This is a genomic window from Morganella sp. Je.2.23 (assembly GCF_051129855.1).
Taxonomy (GTDB): Bacteria; Pseudomonadota; Gammaproteobacteria; order Enterobacterales; family Enterobacteriaceae; genus Morganella; species Morganella sibonii.
The window spans coordinates 248161-268008 of record NZ_JBCPSQ010000001.1 but is presented as its reverse complement, the minus strand read 5'-3'; the positions used below and the strand labels follow the sequence as shown (position 1 = coordinate 268008).

At 51.4% G+C, this 19848-nt stretch carries 18 protein-coding genes; 10 read left to right on the top strand and 8 right to left on the bottom strand.

Features of this window, described 5'->3' with window-relative positions:
* Positions 1–107: 107 nt before the first annotated feature.
* Together clpA and clpS are read right to left on the bottom strand one after the other, a co-directional pair.
* On the bottom strand, positions 108–2393 hold the full coding sequence (gene clpA, locus AAZR23_RS01285; protein WP_166707312.1) for an ATP-dependent Clp protease ATP-binding subunit ClpA: 2286 nt from the start codon (positions 2391–2393) through the stop codon (positions 108–110).
* Between the two features lie 33 nt (positions 2394–2426).
* Positions 2427–2747, bottom strand: a complete 321-nt coding sequence (clpS, locus tag AAZR23_RS01280) for an ATP-dependent Clp protease adapter ClpS (RefSeq protein ID WP_046893824.1) — start codon at positions 2745–2747, stop codon at positions 2427–2429.
* 257 nt (positions 2748–3004) lie between these two features.
* Here clpS and cspD point away from each other — a divergent pair, with 257 nt between their 5' ends.
* Complete coding sequence (gene cspD, locus AAZR23_RS01275) at positions 3005–3235, top strand: cold shock domain-containing protein CspD (RefSeq protein WP_046893902.1); 231 nt, start codon at positions 3005–3007, stop codon at positions 3233–3235.
* 103 nt (positions 3236–3338) lie between these two features.
* Here the strand turns inward: cspD and macB are convergent, their stop codons facing one another.
* From macB to AAZR23_RS01260, 3 genes are read right to left on the bottom strand one after another with little or no spacing between them, the layout of a single operon-like run.
* On the bottom strand, positions 3339–5285 hold the full coding sequence (gene macB / locus AAZR23_RS01270) for a macrolide ABC transporter ATP-binding protein/permease MacB (RefSeq protein ID WP_434690026.1): 1947 nt from the start codon (positions 5283–5285) through the stop codon (positions 3339–3341).
* 3 nt (positions 5286–5288) lie between these two features.
* Positions 5289–6398: a macrolide transporter subunit MacA gene (macA, locus tag AAZR23_RS01265; RefSeq protein WP_434690024.1), complete on the bottom strand. Its 1110-nt coding sequence runs from the start codon at positions 6396–6398 to the stop codon at positions 5289–5291.
* Between the two features lie 14 nt (positions 6399–6412).
* Positions 6413–8095, bottom strand: a complete 1683-nt coding sequence (locus AAZR23_RS01260; protein ID WP_230059187.1) for an ATP-dependent nuclease — start codon at positions 8093–8095, stop codon at positions 6413–6415.
* 224 nt (positions 8096–8319) lie between these two features.
* On the opposite strand from AAZR23_RS01260, the gene AAZR23_RS01255 reads away from it, so the two are divergent.
* The 6 genes from AAZR23_RS01255 to artM all read left to right on the top strand — a co-directional run bounded on the left by AAZR23_RS01255 (position 8320) and on the right by artM (position 13707).
* Positions 8320–9219: a lysine exporter LysO family protein gene (locus tag AAZR23_RS01255; protein WP_166707308.1), complete on the top strand. Its 900-nt coding sequence runs from the start codon at positions 8320–8322 to the stop codon at positions 9217–9219.
* Positions 9220–9232: 13 nt separating this feature from the next.
* A complete protein-coding gene (locus tag AAZR23_RS01250; RefSeq protein ID WP_434690020.1) occupies positions 9233–10696 on the top strand; it encodes a DUF2867 domain-containing protein in 1464 nt (487 codons plus the stop codon).
* A 118-nt stretch (positions 10697–10814) separates the two neighbouring features.
* Positions 10815–11543 carry an arginine ABC transporter ATP-binding protein ArtP gene (artP, locus tag AAZR23_RS01245; protein ID WP_052926287.1) on the top strand — a complete coding sequence of 243 codons (729 nt, stop codon included), beginning with the start codon at positions 10815–10817 and terminating at the stop codon, positions 11541–11543.
* Between the two features lie 38 nt (positions 11544–11581).
* Entirely contained in the window at positions 11582–12316 is a 735-nt protein-coding gene (artJ, locus tag AAZR23_RS01240) for an arginine ABC transporter substrate-binding protein (protein ID WP_434690017.1), read from the top strand.
* A 15-nt stretch (positions 12317–12331) separates the two neighbouring features.
* Positions 12332–13036, top strand: coding sequence for an arginine ABC transporter permease ArtQ (gene artQ / locus AAZR23_RS01235; RefSeq protein ID WP_046893818.1), 705 nt, complete (start codon positions 12332–12334; stop codon positions 13034–13036).
* A 2-nt stretch (positions 13037–13038) separates the two neighbouring features.
* Positions 13039–13707, top strand: a complete 669-nt coding sequence (artM, locus tag AAZR23_RS01230; protein ID WP_166708930.1) for an arginine ABC transporter permease ArtM — start codon at positions 13039–13041, stop codon at positions 13705–13707.
* Positions 13708–13768: 61 nt separating this feature from the next.
* On the opposite strand, the gene rlmC is transcribed toward artM, so the two are convergent.
* The 3 genes from rlmC to AAZR23_RS01215 form a co-directional block, all read right to left on the bottom strand.
* A complete protein-coding gene (gene rlmC / locus AAZR23_RS01225) occupies positions 13769–14893 on the bottom strand; it encodes a 23S rRNA (uracil(747)-C(5))-methyltransferase RlmC (protein ID WP_434690014.1) in 1125 nt (374 codons plus the stop codon).
* A 36-nt stretch (positions 14894–14929) separates the two neighbouring features.
* Positions 14930–15418, bottom strand: a complete 489-nt coding sequence (locus AAZR23_RS01220; protein ID WP_046893816.1) for a YbjN domain-containing protein — start codon at positions 15416–15418, stop codon at positions 14930–14932.
* 105 nt (positions 15419–15523) lie between these two features.
* On the bottom strand, positions 15524–15835 hold the full coding sequence (locus AAZR23_RS01215; protein ID WP_052926178.1) for a YbjC family protein: 312 nt from the start codon (positions 15833–15835) through the stop codon (positions 15524–15526).
* Between the two features lie 172 nt (positions 15836–16007).
* On the opposite strand from AAZR23_RS01215, the gene AAZR23_RS01210 reads away from it, so the two are divergent.
* The 3 genes from AAZR23_RS01210 to AAZR23_RS01200 all read left to right on the top strand — a co-directional run bounded on the left by AAZR23_RS01210 (position 16008) and on the right by AAZR23_RS01200 (position 19431).
* Positions 16008–16271 (top strand): GrxA family glutaredoxin, encoded by a 264-nt coding sequence (locus AAZR23_RS01210; protein WP_004235784.1) that lies wholly within the window; start codon positions 16008–16010, stop codon positions 16269–16271.
* Positions 16272–16661: 390 nt separating this feature from the next.
* Positions 16662–17270 carry an undecaprenyl-diphosphate phosphatase gene (gene ybjG, locus AAZR23_RS01205; RefSeq protein ID WP_434690010.1) on the top strand — a complete coding sequence of 203 codons (609 nt, stop codon included), beginning with the start codon at positions 16662–16664 and terminating at the stop codon, positions 17268–17270.
* 841 nt (positions 17271–18111) lie between these two features.
* Positions 18112–19431, top strand: coding sequence for an HAAAP family serine/threonine permease (locus AAZR23_RS01200; protein ID WP_434690007.1), 1320 nt, complete (start codon positions 18112–18114; stop codon positions 19429–19431).
* Positions 19432–19848 lie beyond the last annotated feature (417 nt).

Sequence of the window (19848 nt, the reverse complement as noted above, 5' to 3'; positions counted from 1 at the left end):
CTGCAGGCCACGCCTCATAAAAAGACACCACAGGCAACGCACCGAAGTGCGCGTCCTGTGGTGATCGTTTTTATGTCTGTACTGTTTGTCTCAGTACTGTTCTGCCATCAGGCTACCGGGTCACCGGATTTCTCTTTCAGGGCACTGAAACGGTAAGTCAGATCATCTTTCTTCTTATCAAGATCGATAATCACCGAGCCGCCGTTCACCAGCTCACCGAACAGTAATTCGTTTGCCAGCGGTTTTTTCAGTTTATCCTGGATCACACGGGCCATCGGACGTGCGCCCATTGCCGGGTCATATCCTTTTTCTGCCAGCCATGAGCGGGCACGGGCAGACACTTCAATGGAAACGCCTTTCGCATCCAGCTGCGCCTGGAGTTCAACAATAAATTTGTCGACCACCTGGGCGATAATCGGCTGCGACAGTGCATTAAACCAGACAATGCCGTCCAGACGGTTACGGAACTCCGGTGTGAAGACCCGCTTGATTTCCGCCATCGCGTCAGTGCTGTTGTCCTGCTCGGTAAAGCCGATGGCTTTACGCTGGGTTTCACGCACACCGGCGTTGGTGGTCATCACCAGGATCACATTACGGAAATCCGCTTTGCGCCCGTTGTTGTCCGTCAGCGTCCCGTTATCCATCACCTGTAACAACAGGTTAAAGACATCCGGATGCGCTTTTTCGATTTCATCCAGCAGAACCACCGAATACGGATGCTTGATAACCGCATCTGTCAGCAGCCCGCCCTGATCAAACCCGACATATCCCGGAGGCGCACCAATCAGACGACTGACGGTATGACGCTCCATGTACTCGGACATATCAAAACGCAGCAGCTTGATCCCCATCGCTTTGGATAACTGTACGGTCACTTCAGTTTTACCGACCCCGGTCGGCCCGGCCAGCAGGAACGCACCAATCGGTTTATGCTCGTTACCCAGCCCCGCACGGCTCATTTTGATGGATTCCGCCAGAGCATCAATCGCCGGGTCCTGGCCGAAGACCAGCATTTTCAGGCGGCTGTCGAGGTTGCGCAGCAGATCTTTATCACTGCTGGACACGGTTTTTTCCGGGATACGCGCAATCCGCGCCACAATCGCCTCGATTTCGCCGACACCGATGGTTTTCTTACGGCGGCTCAGCGGCATCAGACGGGTTCTTGCCCCGGCTTCATCGATAACATCAATCGCTTTATCCGGCAGATGGCGGTCAGTGATGTATTTCACTGATAAATCCACCGCCGCCTGAACGGCTTTCGCGGTGTAACGCACATCGTGGTGCGCTTCATATTTGGCTTTCAGACCGTTGATGATGCGTACGGTTTCATCAGCCGTCGGTTCGTTGATATCAATTTTCTGGAAACGGCGGGTCAGCGCTTTATCTTTATCAAAGATATTGCTGAATTCCTGATAAGTCGTGGAGCCTATCACCCGGATTTTCCCGTTGGATAATAACGGTTTAATCAGGTTAGCCGCATCCACCTGTCCGCCCGATGCCGCACCGGCACCAATGATGGTGTGGATCTCATCAATAAACAGGATGCTTTTTTCGTTTTTCTCCAGCACTTTCAGCAGCGCTTTAAAGCGTTTCTCGAAATCACCGCGGTATTTGGTACCTGCCAGCAGTGAGCCGATATCCAGAGAGAAAATGGTATAGCCTTTGATGACTTCCGGTACGTCATCCTGTTCGATACGCCAGGCGAGCCCTTCCGCAATCGCGGTTTTACCCACGCCGGACTCCCCGACAAACAGCGGGTTGTTCTTGCGGCGGCGGCACAGCACCTGAATCGTGCGCTCCAGCTCTGCCTGACGGCCGATCAGCGGATCAATCTGGCCTTTACGTGCCAGTTCGTTAAGGTTGGAGGTGAAGTTATCCAGGCTGTCCTCTCCGCTGCCGCTCTCTTCGGCGGCAGACTGGGACGGCTCATCAAAAGACGGGCCGCTGTCATTATCATCCTCACCTTTGGTGGTGCCGTGAGAGATGAAATTAACAATATCCAGACGACTGACATCATGCTTGCGCAGCAGATACGCCCCCTGGGACTCCTGCTCACTGAAGATGGCCACCAGCACATTTGCGCCGTTGACTTCATTACGGCCGGATGACTGGACATGGAAGACGGCGCGCTGCAAAACACGCTGGAAACTGAGTGTCGGCTGGGTTTCGCGATCGTCCCCTTCCGGCAGCAGCGGCGTGGTCTGTTCAATAAAATTTTCGAGTTCCTGACGCAGAACAGCCAGGTTAACACGGCAGGCTTCCAGCGCCTCACGGGCTGATTTGTTACCTAACAACGCCAGCAGCAGGTGCTCTACGGTCATAAATTCATGCCGGTTGTCCCTTGCTTTGGCAAAGGCGATATTCAGACTGAGCTCTAATTCTTGATTGAGCATAGGCACCTCCATTCTGAGAAATAAAGTGTATTCTTATACCTTCTCGAGTGTACACAGCAACGGATGATCGTTATCTTTCGCGTACGTATTGACCAATATTGTTTTCATTTCCGCAATTTCAGCGGTAAATACCCCGCAGATCCCTTTTCCCTGGTAATGGATGTCGAGCATAATCTGCGTCGCACGATCAACATTATAAGAAAAGAACTTTTGCAAAACTTCAACCACAAAGTCCATAGGGGTATAGTCGTCGTTGTTTAAAACCACCTTATACATTGAAGGCGGCTGTATCTTCTGCAGCTCTTTTTCCCTGAGCGTGACATCCGTTTGTGATTCAGATTGATAGTGACTCATTGCTATTCCGGTTATAGAAAACGTACGCCGCAGCAGGCGTATCAATACTCAGCGTTATTTTTATCAGACTTTACAGACCCATACTGTTTTGCCGTCAACAAAGGCTTGACGTCACCCTCTAATTCAATAGAGTATAAATAATGTACAAGGCAACCAGTATATCTGCGTAATACTGATACTTCATTATGAGTATTATGGATCATATGGCGCATTGTGCAGCATTTTTCAATCGTTTGACAGATGAGGGTGATAACAGTATGGAAACAGGTACTGTTAAGTGGTTCAACAACGCCAAGGGTTTCGGGTTTATCTGTCCGTCGGACGGTGGTGACGATATTTTTGTCCACTATTCGACGATACAGATGGACGGCTACCGCACGCTGAAAGCGGGTCAGAAAGTGAATTATGACACCATTCAGGGACCAAAAGGGCATCACGTCAGTGTGATTATTCCGGTTACTGAAGATGACGACACCGCAGCGCCGTAACACTGTATTTTACAAAATCATGTATTTTACAAAATTATGCGGATCGTCGCGGTAATGTCAATCGTCATTCCGCGACGTATTCGTATTTTCAGCCGGTGTGCGGCTATTCCCGCGCCAGTGCATCGATAGGATTAAGTTTAGCCGCATTCCTGGCCGGCAGGAAACCAAAGATAACCCCAATCGCGGTTGAACAAAGCACCGCACTGACAATCGCCGCAGGCCGGAAGACAAATTCCCAGTCCGGCAGTGCCATTTGGGCTGCAAAAGCAATGGAGTAAGAGAGCCCCAGACCGATGGCGCCGCCCATCAGACATACCAGCACCGCCTCGATCAGAAACTGCTGCATCACATCCCCCGCCCGTGCACCGACCGCCATACGGATGCCGATTTCGCGGGTACGCTCTGTCACGCTCACCAGCATGATATTCATCACACCAATCCCCCCGACCACCAGTGAGATTACCGCCACCAGCGTCAGGAAAAGCTGCATCGTGGTTGTGGTTTTATCCACGGTTTTCACAATGCTGTCGAGGTTATACGTGAAGGTATCCTGTTTGCCGTGGCGCAGTGTCATCAGCCGGACCAGCTGCTCTTCCGTATTATTGGTGTTGTAACCGTCACGGATACGCACGGAGATCATATCCAGATAATTACGCTGCATCAGCCGCCCGGTCAGGGTGGTGTACGGCATCCAGACCTGTAAGGTTTGCGAGTTACCGAACATGGACTTGCGATCCGCAATCACGCCGACCACCGTTGCGGGCATATTACCCACCAGCAGCGTTTCCCCGACCACATTCTTCTGATGAGGAAAGAGTTTGCGTTTGGTATTCATGTCGATGATAACAACCTGAGAGCGGCGTTCATACATCTCAGGCGGGAATGCACGCCCTTCGCCGAAACGCATATCATACACCGTGAAAAAGTCCGGCCCGATCCCGGTGATGCGGGCCGCGGAGTCGATATTTCCGCGGCGCAGACGCGCATTACTCCCGATTTCCGCAGAAGCCGCATAGACATACGGCTGCCGGCGGATCACATCCACATCGCCGGGTTTGAGGGATTGCAGATCCTGTCCCGGATCACTGCCGAAGTCTTTGCCGGGATAGATAAAAATGGTGTTGGTGCCGATGGATTTGATATCAGACAGCACGAGGGCTTTGGCGGCATCACCAATCACCAGAATGGTCACCACGGAGGCAATCCCGATAATAATGCCCAGCATCGTGAGCAGTGTCCGCATCTTGTTGACGACCATCGCCCGCCACGCCATCAGTAGCGCTTCATTAAAGCGGCCGAAGAAACGGCTGAACGCACTGCTTTTCAGGCGGGGTTTTGCCGCCGGGGTTTTCGCCTGCGGATTGATTGCCGCCCCGCTGTCACTGAGAATATGCCCGTCTTTGATTTCAATAATCCGCGCTGCCTGTGCGGCAATGACCGGATCATGGGTGACAATAATCACCGTATGCCCCTGTTCACAGAGCTGGTGGAGGATCGCCATCACTTCTTTGCCCGACTGGCTGTCGAGCGCGCCGGTCGGTTCATCCGCGAGGATCACTTCACCGCCGTTCATCAGCGCGCGGGCAATACTGACACGCTGCTGCTGCCCGCCGGAAAGCTGTCCCGGCCGGTAAATCAGCCGCTCGCCCAGCCCAAGACGCTGCAACAACTCTGCTGCCCGTTCGCGGCGCTCGCGGGCGCTCAGTCCGGCATAAATGGCCGGCATTTCCACATTCTGTTCCGCACTGAGGTGGGAGAGCAGATGATAGCGCTGGAAAATAAAGCCGAAATGCTCACGGCGCAGTGCCGCCAGTTCATCGCCGCTCAGTTCTGCCGTGTTCTTTCCGGCGACAAAATACTGGCCGTCACTCGGCGTGTCCAGACAGCCGAGGATATTCATCAGCGTGGATTTCCCCGAGCCGGACTGACCGACAATCGCCACCATTTCACCGGCACTGATCGTCAGTGAGACATCATCCAGTACCGTGACACTGCTGTCACCGGAAGGATAACGGCGGTAAATATTCCGCAGTTCTAATAATGCGCTCATGAATTATCCTGCTGTGGTGTCATCAATGCCGGTCACCACTTTCTCATGCTCCGACAGACCTTTTACCACCTCAGCTTCCACATCATTACGGGTGCCGAGTGTCACCTGCCGGGTTTCCGGCTGACCATTCACCAGTACCTGTACTTCATATTCGGTCGGGGAAATCTCTTTACCCAGCGCCGCCAGCGGAATTTTCAGTACATTTTCACGGTTTTCCAGTGCAATGGTCACCTGGGCAGTCATGTCCAGTTTCAGCACGTGCTGCGGATTGGGTACTTCAAAGCGCGCATAATAGAAAATGGCGTCATTGATTTTCTGCGGTTTCGGCAGGATATCGGTGATCACACCGCTGAAGGATTTATCCGGCGCACCCAGTACACTGAACGTCGCTTTCTGGCCGGGTTTCAGATAAACCACATCCGCCTCTGACACTTCGGCTTTCACCAGCATCGTATCGAGATCCGCCAGGGAGAGAATAGTCGGCGCCTGCTGCATGGCGATCACTGTCTGCCCCTGTAATGTTTTCAGCTCTGTCACCACACCGTCCATCGGTGCACGGATATTGGTGTACTGCAAATCATTACGGGCGGTATCCAGAGTGGCCTGATTACGTGCCAGCTGGGCTTTACTGGTATCAATCGCTGCGCGCTGCACTTCCATATTGCGCCGTGCCTCATCCACATCCTGCTTTGAGATAACCTGTGTTTTTGACAGTGCCAGCCGCCGCTGATACGTCGCCTGTGCAAAGGCATACTCCGCCTCTGCCTGCTTCAGCCGTGCTCTGATTTCACTGACCGTCTGCTCCGCCTCAATCACCACGTTCTGTGCTTTGACCGGGTCGATAACGGCCAGCAGATCCCCCTTCTTAACAAAATCTCCCTCTTTGACATTCAGGGTCTGCAACTGTCCGTTGACCTGCGCCCCGACATCCACCTTCTGCAAGGCATCCAGTTTGCCGGTGGCCATCACTTTTTTTTCCAGTGTCCCGCGCTGCACATCCTCCGTCATATAACTGACCGGTGCATCTTCACGGTTAAAAAACCAGAAACCGCCGGCGATCAGAATGATCAGAATGCCGGCGGTCAGTTTTTTTTTCTTTGAAACTGCTCTCATGAATTCCTGTTTCCTCAGTTAGCCCGCCCTCTGGCGAGCCATGCCACGCGGGAGAACATCCGGCGCAGCAACAGCGGGATAGAGTCCACACCCCTGCTTGCGGCATTATTGGCAATCGCAATCGCCAGATCCGGTTTCGAGGTGCGGTGAATCGCTTTGGTAATCACCCGGCGGGCCGGCATTTTAATATTCTCCGGGATATCCGCAACCTTGTGATACAGGCGGCTGAACCCCTCACGATATAAAAAATGCTCCATGTCCGGCGCGGGCAGACGGGTCAGTCTGTCCTGCTCAACATCATTGAGCCCCGATGAGAAGTGTGCGGCGGTAGCCGCGTATTTCTTACCGGCTTCATCGCCGTCAACCAGCGTATGCCATTCTATACCCATTTTGTTGGCAAACTTTAACAAAGGTTTAAGACCGCACTGGGCAAACTCAATCACCTTGATCCCTTCTGTCTCAAAGTAGTAATTACACTGTTTTGCCAGGTCGTTCATCAGCCAGATTTCCGTTTCCCCCTCCACCAGCAGCCAGCAGCGGGCAAACAGTGCGGACGGACGGTTAAAGCGGATATGGAATGAGATACGCCGCAGTTCTTCCGGCGACAGATGATTTTCCCCCAGCCGGTAAGCGGCGACACGGGTGGATTCCCGCACCAGGCGGCAGATATCATGAATAGGCACCAGCGAAAGCAGCTCACCGGAGTTGGTGGTGGTAATGCGCTGTAAAGAAAACAGATTGAGCAGCCCCCACGCCACCGACAGCATAATCGGATGCAGCCGGGTTTCCGGATCTTCCACGATGATGATCGGCCGGGCATACGGATCGAGTTTCAGCCCGCTGTTGGACTGAAGCAGCGCGGCAAACATACCGAGGATAATCAGCCGCACATTACGCTGATTGGGACCGGCCACCACGCGGTTAATTCCTTCCAGCGCCTGCCATGCCCGCTGGCGCGGCTCAATATTCAGCCGCCGCGCCTTACGGCGATCCAGCAGATACTCCCCCTGTTCGGCAAAGTAGTGGCTGAGCAGCTGTTTCATGGCTTCCAGGCCATCCTGCAAATCATCATTGGAGAGTGTCTGCGGATTGCTGACCAGAGCGCGGGTCAGATCCGCCATCCGGTTATTAAAGGTTTCTGTCTGCATGCGGAGATCACACTCCTCCTCCTCACATTCAGGTATTCCTTTTCTCAGGCCATGCATAAAACGGGCATCACGCAGGCGCAGCACCGGATAAAGACGGATAATTTCACGGATAAAGGTATCTGTTTTTTCCGGCAGAAGCGGCTCACCGGCTTCATCCAGAAACGTGCGCTGGCTGGTAATCGTGTTGTCATCCGCCAGATCGGCACTGACACGGTAGTTGATCCGCTGATATTCATCCCCGTTGCTGCGCCACAGCGGCGCCAGTTCACGGAAACGGCGGGAGCGGTAACGTCCGGGCCGCGTTTCACGGAAGATCAGAACAATCTGTAAGTGACGGACAGGTCCTGATTCACTGTCAGCGGCGTGATAAAAGTCGCTCAGGATAAATTTTGCATTCAGTGCCTGCGGTGACAGTGTCAGAGTCAGGGCATCCAGCAGACTGGATTTCCCCCACGCGTTTTCACCAATCAGTACCGTATTGCCGGTCAATGGTAATGACAGCCGGTTTATACCGCGAAAACCCAGAATTTCCACTCTTTCCAGAATCATAGTTCCCTCACTGTTTGCCGGATACCGCCTGTGTTATGACAATAATGATCACAATAAAGTATTATCACAATGTAATAAATAAAAACGGTTTTGACTTATACTAAACATGAAAACAGAGGGATACGTAGCAATTCTGGTGGGAATGCCGCTATAATCGTCTGCTTTTTAATCAGACACTAACACGAACACAAGAAAGACGGCATTATTTTACGGAAACAACACACATGTACTCAGGGTTATTAATTATTCTCGCACCGCTTATTGCGGGTTATCTCATCCCGGTCAGCAACACGGCACTGAAAAAAATCATCGGCCGCGGTCTGAGCGCGATGGTGTATGTGATACTGTTTCTGATGGGGATCAGTCTGGCGCTGGTGGAAAACCTCGGCGCCAATCTGCTGGTGATAGTGCAGTACACGCTGACATTCTCGGTGGTGGTACTCGGCTGTAACCTTGCCGGATTGTTTTTATACGGCAAAAAATACCCGTGGCAGGTCCCGGCTCACAAACAGCAAAAACCGCCTTCCCGCCTGCATATGGTGCTGGAGTCACTGCAACTGTGCGGTGTGCTGCTGGCTGGCTTTGCCACCGGGTTATTCGGCTGGTCATTTCTCTCTTTTGCCGGTGCCGCCAGTGAATATGCCCTGATTTTTCTGCTGTTCCTGGTCGGTATCCAGCTGCGCAACAGCGGTATGACGCTGCGCCAGATCCTGATTAACCGCCGCGGTATGCTGGTTTCCCTGATTGTGGCAGCCACCTCACTGCTCGGCGGCGCGCTCGCGGCACTGATTGCCGGGCTGCCGGTCAAAACCGGGATGGCGCTCTCCTCCGGCTTCGGCTGGTATTCGCTGTCCGGTATTCTGCTGACCGACGCATTCGGTCCGGTACTCGGCAGTGTCGGCTTCTTTAACGACCTGGCGCGGGAAATTGCCGCGATTATGCTGATCCCGCTGCTGATCAACCGCCACCGTGCAGCCGCTCTCGGCCTCGGCGGCGCCACCACGATGGACTTTACCCTGCCGGTATTGCAGCGCAGCGGCGGTGTATCGATTGTCCCGGCCGCGATTGTGCACGGCTTTGTCCTCAGTCTGTTTGCACCGGTACTGATAGCCCTGTTTACCTGAAGAGTGAAAATGTATGCCACAACAACGGATTTTGCCTCAGCGGATTTTAGTACTGGGCGCCAGCGGTTATGTCGGACAGAATCTTATCCCGCAACTGATCGCCGCCGGTCATCAGGTCACCGCCGCCGCCCGCCGGGTGGAGTGGATGCAGGCGCAGGGCTGGGAAAATACCCGCTGCTGCTATGCGGATCTGTATGATAAATCTACCCTGGAAACCCTTTTTCAGGATATTGATGTGGTGTACTACCTCGTCCACAGCATGACGGATGAGGCGGACTTACTGGCGCGCGAGCGTCTGGCAGCGGAAAACGTGCAGGCGGTGCTGAATAACTCTGCTGTACGGGAAGTGATTTACCTGAGCGCGATGCAGCACAGAGACAGCGACTCCCCGCATCTCGCCGCCCGCAGGCTGACCGGCGAAATTCTTGCGGACAGCCGTGTGCCGGTCACCGAGATCCGCGCGGCAATTATTGTCGGTCCCGGCTCGGCAGCTTTTGAAATCATGCGGGACATGGTGTACAACCTGCCCATCCTCACCCCGCCGCGCTGGGCGCGCTCAAAATCCTCGCCGGTGGCGCTGGAAAACCTGCTGAATTATCTGACCGGTCTGCTCGCGCATCCTGCTGACGGCAACCGCCGCTTTGATGCCACAGGGCCGGATTACCTCAGCTATCTGGAGATGTTCCGGCATTTTATTACCATCAGCGGTAAAAAACGGCTGATGATCCCGCTGCCTATTCCGCTGCGGCTGATTTCAGTTCACTTTCTGCGGCTTATCACCACGGTGCCGGAAGGCATCGCCAAAGAGCTGATTATGGGGCTGAAATATGATCTGCAGGGCGACGGAAAGCCGCTTCAGGCACTGATCCCGCAGACGCTGCTCAGTTTTGATGATGCCGTACGCAAGACCCTGAAGGATGAAGCGGATGCCGTCGATAATGAGGACTGGGGTTATGACCCCGAAGTCCGCGCCCGCTGGCGGCCGGGTTTCGGCTTCTATCCCAAGCAGGCCGGTTTTACCCTGAACACCTCCGCCTCCGCTGATGCGCTGTGGCATGTCGTGCAGCAAATCGGCGGTAAAGACGGTTATTTCTACGCCAATATTCTGTGGTCTGTCCGCGCACGGCTGGATGACCTGTGCGGCAATAAAATCACTTACGGCCGCCCGGATCGCGATACCCTCGAACCCGGGGATAAAATCGACGGCTGGAAAGTGATCACCGTTAAACCCCGGCAGCAACTCTCTCTCCTGTTCGGCATGAAAGCTCCGGGACTGGGACGGCTGACGTTTACCATCCGCGACCACGGCCACCAGCGGACGCTGGATGTCCGCGCCTGGTGGCATCCTGCCGGATTCAGCGGGCTGCTCTACTGGTTCGCTATGATGCCCGCTCATTTATTCATCTTTAAAGGCATGGCGAAAACTATCGTCAAACGGGCGGCAGCATACGCCCTCTCAGCATCAGAGAAGACATAATCACTCAGTAAAAGTTATTAGTTTGCTTTTTTAGTAGTTTTTTATGCAGAAATAATTGCATATTTATTCTTACGGCGTTAATATTCACTCAACGTCACTGAGTATGCAGAATTACAGCATGAGTATTCAATTAAAAAACATCAATTGCTTTTACGGACAGCATCAGGCGCTGTTTGATATCAACCTGGAATGTGGTGCAGGTGAAACCATGGTACTGCTCGGGCCGAGCGGTGCCGGTAAAAGTTCGCTGCTGCGGGCACTGAATCTGCTTGAAATGCCGCGTTCCGGTGAACTGACCATTGCGGATCACCATTTTAATTTTGCCACCACGCCATCTGCCGGTGAGATCCGTGCACTGCGCCAGAATGTCGGGATGGTATTCCAGCAGTATAACCTGTGGCCGCATCTGACCGTCATGGATAACCTGACAGAAGCACCGGTCCGGGTACTGGGTCTGACCAGAGAAGCCGCTCAGGCAAAAGCGGAAAAGCTGCTGGCGCGTCTGCGTCTGACTGATTTTGCAAACCGCTTCCCGCTGCATTTATCCGGCGGACAGCAGCAGCGTGTGGCGATTGCCCGCGCCCTGATGATGGAACCGCAGGTGCTGTTATTCGATGAACCGACCGCAGCACTGGACCCGGAGATTACCTCTCAGGTCGTCGATATTATTAAAGAACTGTCGCAGACCGGGATTACCCAGGTGATTGTGACTCACGAAGTGGATATCGCCCGTAAAACCGCCAGTAAAGTGGTGTATATGGAAAACGGCCGTATCGTTGAACAGGGCGGCGCGCAATGCTTTACCACGCCGCAGACAGAGGCATTTGCCGGTTATCTGTCACACTGATTATTTTCTGCCACTGAACACTAAAATAGGATGTTGCTATGAAAAAACTGGTTATTGCCGTATTAATCGGCGCGTTTGCTTTCTCCGCAGCGGCGGCAGAAAAAGAAAAAATCCGTTTCGCAACAGAAGCGAGTTATGCCCCGTTTGAAACCGTGAATGAGAAAAACGAAATCGTCGGTTTTGATGTGGATCTGGCTCAGGCGATGTGTGCCAAAATCGACGCGGAATGCACCTTTACCAACCAGGCCTTTGACAGCCTGATCCCGAGCCTGAAATACAAGCGTTTTGATGCGCTGATGGCCGGTATCGACGTAACACCGGAGCGTCAGAAGCAGGTTGATTTCACCAATACTTATTATGATAACTCTGCTGTTTTCGTTGCAGTCGCGGGCAAATTTGATAGCATTGACAGCCTCAAAGGGAAACAGATTGGCATCCAGAACGGTACTACGCATCAGAAATACCTGATGGAACAGTTTAAGGACATGAAAATTGTTCCTTATGAAAGCTACCAGAATGCGGTACTGGATCTGAAAGGCGGACGTATTGACGCTGTCTTCGGTGACACAGCTGTTATCAATGAATGGCTGAAGAGCAATGACAATCTGAAAACCGTGGGTGAGCGTGTCACCGATCCGGAATATTTCGGCACCGGCCTGGCTATTGCGGTCCGTAAGGGCAACAGTGAGCTGAAAGACAAACTCAACAAGGCGCTTGGTGAGGTCAAAGCGGACGGTACTTACGATACCCTCTATAAGAAATGGTTTGAGTAATAACATAAAAAATTAATGAACGATTTTCTTTCTTTAACAAGTGCCGCCGGGGTAACCGTCGGCCTTGCTGTTTCTGCACTCCTGATTGGTCTTGTGCTCGCGATGCTGTTTACCCTCTGGGAAAACGTACGCTGGAAACCTGTCGCCTTTGCCGGAACCTGTCTGGTCACACTCATCCGTGGTTTACCTGAGCTGCTGGTGGTTCTGTTTGTGTATTACGGTACTCAGGAAGTAATTATCCGGCTGAGTGACGGTATCGATCTGGGCTTCTTTACCCTGACGCTTGAGATCGATAACGGCCCGTATGTGCCGATCTTCAGCGGTATCACCGCCCTTTCCCTGCTCTATGCCGCCTATGCGTCACAGACCCTGCGCGGTGCGCTGAAAGCCGTCCCGGACGGTCAGCGCGAAGCCGGTCAGGCACTAGGACTGAGCCGTACCACTATTTTCCTCCGCTTTATCATGCCGCAGATGTGGCGTCATGCTCTGCCGGGCCTGGGTAACCAGTGGCTGGTTCTGCTGAAAGATACCGCGCTGGTGTATCTGATTGGTATTAATGAACTGATGCTGCAGACACAAAGCATTGCCCGCCGTACTGAAGAGCCTTTCACCTGGTACAGCATCGTGGCGCTTATCTATCTCGCCATTACGCTGGTCAGTCAGTACATCCTCAAACGTATCGAATTACGTACCACACGTTTTGAACGGAGCGGCCAGTGAGCATATTTGATTATATTATTGCTGTATTACCGGGCCTGCCGGTCAGTCTGTCACTGACCTTTGCCGCCCTGGTTACGGCGTTTCTGCTGTCAGTACTGTTTACACTGATACTCTCTCTCAAACCCCGGATTCTGACTCAGCTGGTCAAAGGGTATATCACCCTGTTTACCGGGACACCGCTGCTGGTCCAGTTTTTCCTGATTTATTTCGGGCCGGCGCAGTTTGAGGGATTAAAAGCGTATCCGCATCTGTGGGAACTGATGTCCTCCCCGTGGCTCTGCGCTATGGTGACTCTGGCACTGAACAGTGCCGCCTATTCAACACTGCTGTTCTACGGCGCGGTGAAAGCGATCCCTCAGGGTCAGTGGCAATCCTGCCAGGCGCTGGGGATGTCACAGAAACAGACGATGCGGATTATCCTGCCGTATGCCTTTAAACGTGCATTATCATCCTATTCCAACGAAGTGGTGCTGATCTTCAAAAGTACCTCGCTGGCCACGACGATTTCATTACTTGAAGTGATGGGTTACAGCCGCCGCCTGTTTGGTCAGGATTATGACCTGAATGTCTTTATTGCCGCCGGGATTATCTATCTGGTTGTCAACAGCCTGCTGACGCTGGCGATGCGTCTGATTGAACGCCGGGCGCTGGCATTCGAACACCGCAACTGATCCGCCCATAAAAAAACGGGGCTGACGTCTGAACGCAGCCCCGTTTTTTTATTCCGGCGATTTATTTTCTGGCCAGCAGTACCAGCACTTCATAATGTGCGGTATGCGGGAACATATCAAATAACTGCACGCGCTGCGGCTGATACTGTGTGAGATGCGCCAGATCCTGCGCCAGGCTCTGTGCATTGCAGCTGGAATAGATAATCGTGTCCGGCGCCATGGTGTTCAGGTAATCACACAGGGCTTTCCCGATCCCTCTGCGCGGCGGATTAACCAGTACCAGTTCCGGCACGGCAGATTTAGCGAGAGCAAACTGCGCGGAATCCAGTGCCTGAAACGTGACATTCTCCAGCCCCATTTTTTCCGCTGAACGGGTGGCGCAGGCGATGGCCTCCGGACTGATTTCAATCCCGGTCAGTTGGGTGGATTTATCCGCACAGTGCAGACCGAATCCCCCCGCGCCGCAAAACAGATCCCATAAGCGGGTGATACCCCGCTCACGCACCCATTGCCCGGCAGTATGATACAGCTGTGCGGCAACATCCGGATTGGTCTGGAAAAAACTGTGCGGACGGATATAGAGCGGAATACCGTTGAAGGTTTCTTCCAGTACCTCATCCGGGGTAAAGATAATTTCCTGCTCCCCTTCCAGAATCGCCATTGCGACCGGCTGGATATTAGCGGAAATCACCGATAACTGCGGTAATTGTGCCTGCAGAAACGGCAGTGCAGCCTGTAACTGCGCCACTTTTTTCTCCGAACGCAGCACAAAGCGCAGCATCATTTTACCGGTGGCACGGCTTTCGGTCAGCAGCAGGAATTTCAGCTCACCGCGGCGGCGTTCCACATTGTAGGGCGTGAGTCCGGCGCGAGCGATAAAGGGTTTCAGCGCAGCAAATACCGGTGCAAAACGGGGCGGATAAAGCGGGCAGTCCGATAAATCCACCGGTTCGTTATCCGTGACAATCCCGAATACCGGGCGCTCAACACTGCCGCTGACCACCATCTTCGCTTTATTTCTGAACGCGGTTTCCGCACTGCGGACCGGCGGCAGCCATGTTTGTACCGCGAACGGGGATAACAGAGCACGGAGATCCTGCTCTTTATCATCAATCTGCTGGATATAGGGTTTTTCAAGCCACTGACAGGAACGGCAGCGGCCGGATGAATACTGGGGGCAATGCATGACAGGTGTCCCGGATATCGAAAGTGGTACGGATAATCAGTGGATCACCGGAGAAGGAACGGAATCAGCGCGGAAACTTTCTTCATCTTCCGGCTCCGCATCATTCGGATCAAACAGCATATTGTTACTGAACAGCTCAAATACCACCGCACCAACCTGTTCTTCCATCAGTTGCAGGGAGAGAGAGAACTGCTCAAACGTCAGCCCGGCACTGAGCGGCAGCGAGTAACAGACCACCAGTTTCGGCATGGTGGAATCCTGAATATCCATAAACGTTTTGACCAGCAGCGAACTGGCGTTGATCTGGCTCAGGTTGGCAATCAGCGGGACAATCGCGGTCGGGCGGACTTCCGCCAGCGCCGAGAACACCAGCATATCGTCAAGGATATCAATTTTGGCATCAAACACACCGTCCACATTTTGCATATGCGGCAGATGCAGTGCCTGGCAGGAATCACACTCAAAACAGGAGAGTTGCAGCTGATCCAGCCATGTGCGTAATATCGTGAGATCGGGAATGATCATGAACCTGAAGCCTTTTAACCGGAAAAACAAAAGTACAGCGGGGAAAAATGTCACCCGCAGACCAATAACGGATCTTAGCTGAAAAACGTGAAGGGGAATAACGTTTTATTGCTTTTTTTCATTTTTATTCTGCCGGGTCTTTTTAGCGGCTCCGCTTTTGCTGTCAATCCCGACGGACGGCATCGCGCTGATTGCCCGCCAGACAATATTGATTGCCGCCGGTACCAGACACCCCAGGCCGGCAAACGCCATTATCATCAGTGCATTTTTACTGCTCATAAACCCCGGCAGCGCGATAAAATCATTCACTGCCAGATAAACCAGCAGCAGTAATATCACACCGATAACTTCACAGATAATCACCGGGCGCGGCATGTCTCCTAATGAACGCATTTGTCGCGGCTGTTTATTTGTCATTTTATCCTCTGCGATTGTGCTTTGCTTTCCGCACTGCGGACACACTCTGAACCATTGATGCGGACTACCGCACAAATCGTCACAACATTCTTTCCTAACCGCTATGATACAGGCATAATTTATCTCATTAAAGCACCACTTCCGGTGTTACTGATGAATGAAGGAGCTTTTCATGTATACCGTTATTTTTGGCCGTCCGGGTTGCCCTTATTGCGTTCGTGCGAAAGAACTCGCAGAAAAACTGAAAAATGAACGTGATGACTTCGATTACCGCTATATTGATATTCACGCTGAAGGTATCAGCAAAGAAGATTTATCTGTCACTGTCGGTAAACCGGTCGAAACTGTTCCTCAGATTTTTATCGATGAAAAGCACATCGGCGGCTGCACTGATTTCGAAGCTTACGCAAAAGCCAACCTCGGCCTGTTCAGCTAAGCTATACTGCCGTTTCCCGCCCGGGAAACGGCTTGTTTTTCTTCTTCTATCCTGCTGATTTTCAACATCAAAAAATTATTTTCATTTTTTTGAATCTTTTTCCGAACTTTCCTGCCGGGACGCAGTCTGAATAAGTGCCACTGCTTTTCTTTGAATATCCCCAAGATTGAGGAAGCCCGATAGTCACCAATTTGGTTTTAACTATCGGGTTTTTTATTGCCTGCTGTTTATCCCGCCTGTTATTGCTTCAGATTTTGTCAATTTTTTGCAATGTTACGTAATAGCACGATTAACCAAGATATTTTTACTTTACCTTGATGCACAAGACGGCTACCCTGACCCGTCATTTTATTGCCGGATATACACAGGTGTGTTTTTAAGGAGTCCGATGTGCTGGAAAATCTGAATCATTCGCTTTTTCTCCTGATCAATGCCACGCCGGAAACATCTCATGCCATGATAATTGCAGCCACTTTCGCGGCAAAATATCTGGTTCTGCTGTTTCCGGTCGTTGCCGCAGGACTCTGGTTGCGGGGAACACCGGAGAATATGGTCCGCCAGCGCCGTGCAGTCTCCAAAAGTGCCATTGCCCTGCTGATTGGCTTCGCCGCCTCCTGGATTATCGGCACACTCTGGCCGCACGCCCGCCCGTTTGCCGAACCGTTCGGACATAGTTTTCTGGAACACGCACCAACCGCCTCGTTCCCGAGCAATCACGGTATTATTGTATTTACCTTCGCGCTGGGCTGCCTGTTCTGGTGTAATGTCCGCGCAGGATTGCTGCTGATGATCCCGGCGCTGATTGTCGTCTGGTCGCGGGTTTTCCTCGGCGTTCACTGGCCGGTGGATATGCTGGGTGCCTTTATCACCGTGCTGATTGCCTGTGCACTGACAGAGCTGCTCTGGAATCTGTTCGGCCCGGCACTGCAAAACCGGTTGCAGACGCTCTACCGCCTCTGTTTTGCCATGCCTATCCGCAAAGGCTGGGTGCAGGAATAACGGTACAAACATAAATCCGATAATACCGGCCGGTGTGCCGGTATGAGATTGCTGACAGTGTTATTTTTGTTCACAGAATATTACCCTGCCATTTATTTAACATTTCAGTTCAGTCTGACATCAGTATCACCCCGGCCACTTAATTCGCGATTCAAATAATTATTTTAATCATCCGGGATATACAGTGTGTCTATTATATCATCCTCTGTTTTACACTACCTGGTTCCCTGCATACTTCCCGAATCAAAACAAACTCAATGACAGATTAATTTTTGTTTAAAAACAACAAATAACAAGATTTTCAAATAATTCTCATCCGGTAATAATCCCGCTTATCCTTATTTTGTAATAATACGATATTGTTCAGCGCATATACTAATTAACACCTGAACCAATAAATTTATTTAAATAAAAAACAGATAAAAATGGCATTATTGCAGAATATCTGACCTCCTATGCCGTTTCGGCATGCCCCATTCTGCAAAAACGGATTAACAACATTATTAAATGTTGCAACACGACCGGTTTTAATGTTATTTATAGCAAATGAGATGAAGATCACAGTGTTTTTCACTAATAAATAGTACATTTTCACTACAAAAAGACAGTCACCAATCTCAGATTCTTTTGAATATGAATTAATGCAGAGGCTTTTATTTATCCGTTACAGATATCAGGCCTCTGCTGTTTATTATTTTTACCGGCAAGCAATTACCGGTAATTTTCCCGTTTTATTTATTTTTATCCGGTTGCGTACATAGACCCTGCTTCAGAAACACATTTTGTGCACAGCTCACCGTGCATTTTTTCGCTGTTATTGTTGCAAATTTTGGAGACATCTATGGAAACAACACAACCACAGGTCGTGGTCAGTCAGACTGATACCCGTAATGATTACCGCAAATGGCGTAAATCCGATACCGTCTGGATGCTCGGACTGTACGGTACGGCCATTGGTGCCGGTATCCTGTTTCTGCCGATTAATGCCGGTATCGGCGGGCTGCTCCCGCTGATCATTATGGCCCTGCTGGCCTTCCCGATGACCTTTTTCGCGCACCGTGGCATGTGCCGCTTTATATTGTCCGGTAAAAATCCGGGTGAAGATATTACCGAAGTGGTTGAAGAGCATTTCGGTGCCAAAGCAGGGAACCTGATCACCCTGCTCTATTTCTTTGCGATTTACCCGATCCTGCTGGTTTACAGTGTGGCTATCACCAACACCGTGGAAAGCTTTATTGTTAACCAGATGCATATGACAGCTCCGCCGCGCATTATTCTGTCACTGGTACTGATTATCGGGATTATGTGTATTATCCGCTTCGGTGAAGCCGCGATTGTCAAAGCAATGAGCGTGCTGGTATTCCCGTTTGTGGCCGTTCTGATGGTATTGGCGCTGTATCTTATCCCGCACTGGAATACGGCGATATTTGATACGCTCTCTTTCAGCAATCATTCTGCCGGTGATACAGGTCGTGGTCTGATGGTGACGTTGTGGCTGGCGATTCCGGTGATGGTATTCTCCTTTAACCATTCCCCGATTATTTCAGCATTCAGTGTCGCGAAACGTCAGGAATACGGCGAAAATGCGGAGAAAAAATGCTCGCGTATTCTGGCATGCGCCCACATTATGATGGTACTGACCGTGATGTTCTTTGTGTTCAGTTGTGTACTGAGCCTGTCACCAGTCAATTTACAGGAAGCAAAAGATCAGAATATCTCCATTCTGTCCTACCTGGCGAACTACTTCCATAATCCGATGATTGCGTATATCGCACCATTAGTTGCGTTTATTGCTATCACCAACGCATTCCTGGGACACTACATGGGTGCCCGTGAAGGCTTTAACGGTCTGGTCAACAAAGCATTACGTGCCAGAGGCAAAAGTATTGCACCGTCCAAGCTGAATAAACTGACTGCCCTGTTTATGCTGGTAACCTCCTGGATTGTTGCCACACTGGACCCGAGCATTCTGGGAATGATTGAAACCCTGGGCGGTCCGATTATCGCCATGCTGCTGTTTATCATGCCGATGTACGCTATCCGCAAAGTGCCTGCGATGCGTAAATATGCCGGTCACCTGAGTAATCTGTTTGTGGTTGTTATCGGTCTTATCGCCATTTCTGCGGTGTTCTACAATCTGTATCAGCTGTTTTTTGGTTAATAAATACATGACTGTTGCCCCCTCCGGCGGGTAACAGCAGTAACAATCATCAGCCGGATCCCCGCACGGTTGGTCTGATGAAAGCAGGCAAACCAACACCATGAAGTATGAGTCAGAGAATACCGGCCCGCACGCCGGTATTTTTTTATCCGCGTTTAATTGCTCCCGCCGTTGCTGATCTTTTTTAAACCACATTTTTCACTGCTGACAGTATTATTTTTGTTCGCAGAATATTATTCTGCTATTTATTTAACATTTCTGTTCTGTCTGACACCGGTATCACTCTGGTTACTTAATTCGTGATTAAAATAATTATTTTAATCATCCGGGATATCCCCGGCCATCATTATATAATGCCATATTTTATACTGTCCGCTCACCCGCACACGGCCAGTATTATCACAGACTGAATCAGTG

What these genes read in the sequence shown, in the direction of transcription:
- AAZR23_RS01220 (WP_046893816.1), bottom strand. Translation starts at nt 15,418, where the DNA reads ATGATCATTCCCGATCTCACGATATTACGCACATGGCTGGATCAGCTG.
- clpA (WP_166707312.1), bottom strand. Translation starts at nt 2,393, where the DNA reads ATGCTCAATCAAGAATTAGAGCTCAGTCTGAATATCGCCTTTGCCAAA.
- clpS (WP_046893824.1), bottom strand. Translation starts at nt 2,747, where the DNA reads ATGAGTCACTATCAATCTGAATCACAAACGGATGTCACGCTCAGGGAA.
- cspD (WP_046893902.1), top strand. Translation starts at nt 3,005, where the DNA reads ATGGAAACAGGTACTGTTAAGTGGTTCAACAACGCCAAGGGTTTCGGG.
- artP (WP_052926287.1), top strand. Translation starts at nt 10,815, where the DNA reads ATGAGTATTCAATTAAAAAACATCAATTGCTTTTACGGACAGCATCAG.
- AAZR23_RS01215 (WP_052926178.1), bottom strand. Translation starts at nt 15,835, where the DNA reads ATGACAAATAAACAGCCGCGACAAATGCGTTCATTAGGAGACATGCCG.
- macA (WP_434690024.1), bottom strand. Translation starts at nt 6,398, where the DNA reads ATGAGAGCAGTTTCAAAGAAAAAAAAACTGACCGCCGGCATTCTGATC.
- artQ (WP_046893818.1), top strand. Translation starts at nt 12,332, where the DNA reads ATGAACGATTTTCTTTCTTTAACAAGTGCCGCCGGGGTAACCGTCGGC.
- AAZR23_RS01255 (WP_166707308.1), top strand. Translation starts at nt 8,320, where the DNA reads ATGTACTCAGGGTTATTAATTATTCTCGCACCGCTTATTGCGGGTTAT.
- AAZR23_RS01260 (WP_230059187.1), bottom strand. Translation starts at nt 8,095, where the DNA reads ATGATTCTGGAAAGAGTGGAAATTCTGGGTTTTCGCGGTATAAACCGG.
- AAZR23_RS01200 (WP_434690007.1), top strand. Translation starts at nt 18,112, where the DNA reads ATGGAAACAACACAACCACAGGTCGTGGTCAGTCAGACTGATACCCGT.
- rlmC (WP_434690014.1), bottom strand. Translation starts at nt 14,893, where the DNA reads ATGCATTGCCCCCAGTATTCATCCGGCCGCTGCCGTTCCTGTCAGTGG.
- AAZR23_RS01210 (WP_004235784.1), top strand. Translation starts at nt 16,008, where the DNA reads ATGTATACCGTTATTTTTGGCCGTCCGGGTTGCCCTTATTGCGTTCGT.
- AAZR23_RS01250 (WP_434690020.1), top strand. Translation starts at nt 9,233, where the DNA reads ATGCCACAACAACGGATTTTGCCTCAGCGGATTTTAGTACTGGGCGCC.
- artJ (WP_434690017.1), top strand. Translation starts at nt 11,582, where the DNA reads ATGAAAAAACTGGTTATTGCCGTATTAATCGGCGCGTTTGCTTTCTCC.
- macB (WP_434690026.1), bottom strand. Translation starts at nt 5,285, where the DNA reads ATGAGCGCATTATTAGAACTGCGGAATATTTACCGCCGTTATCCTTCC.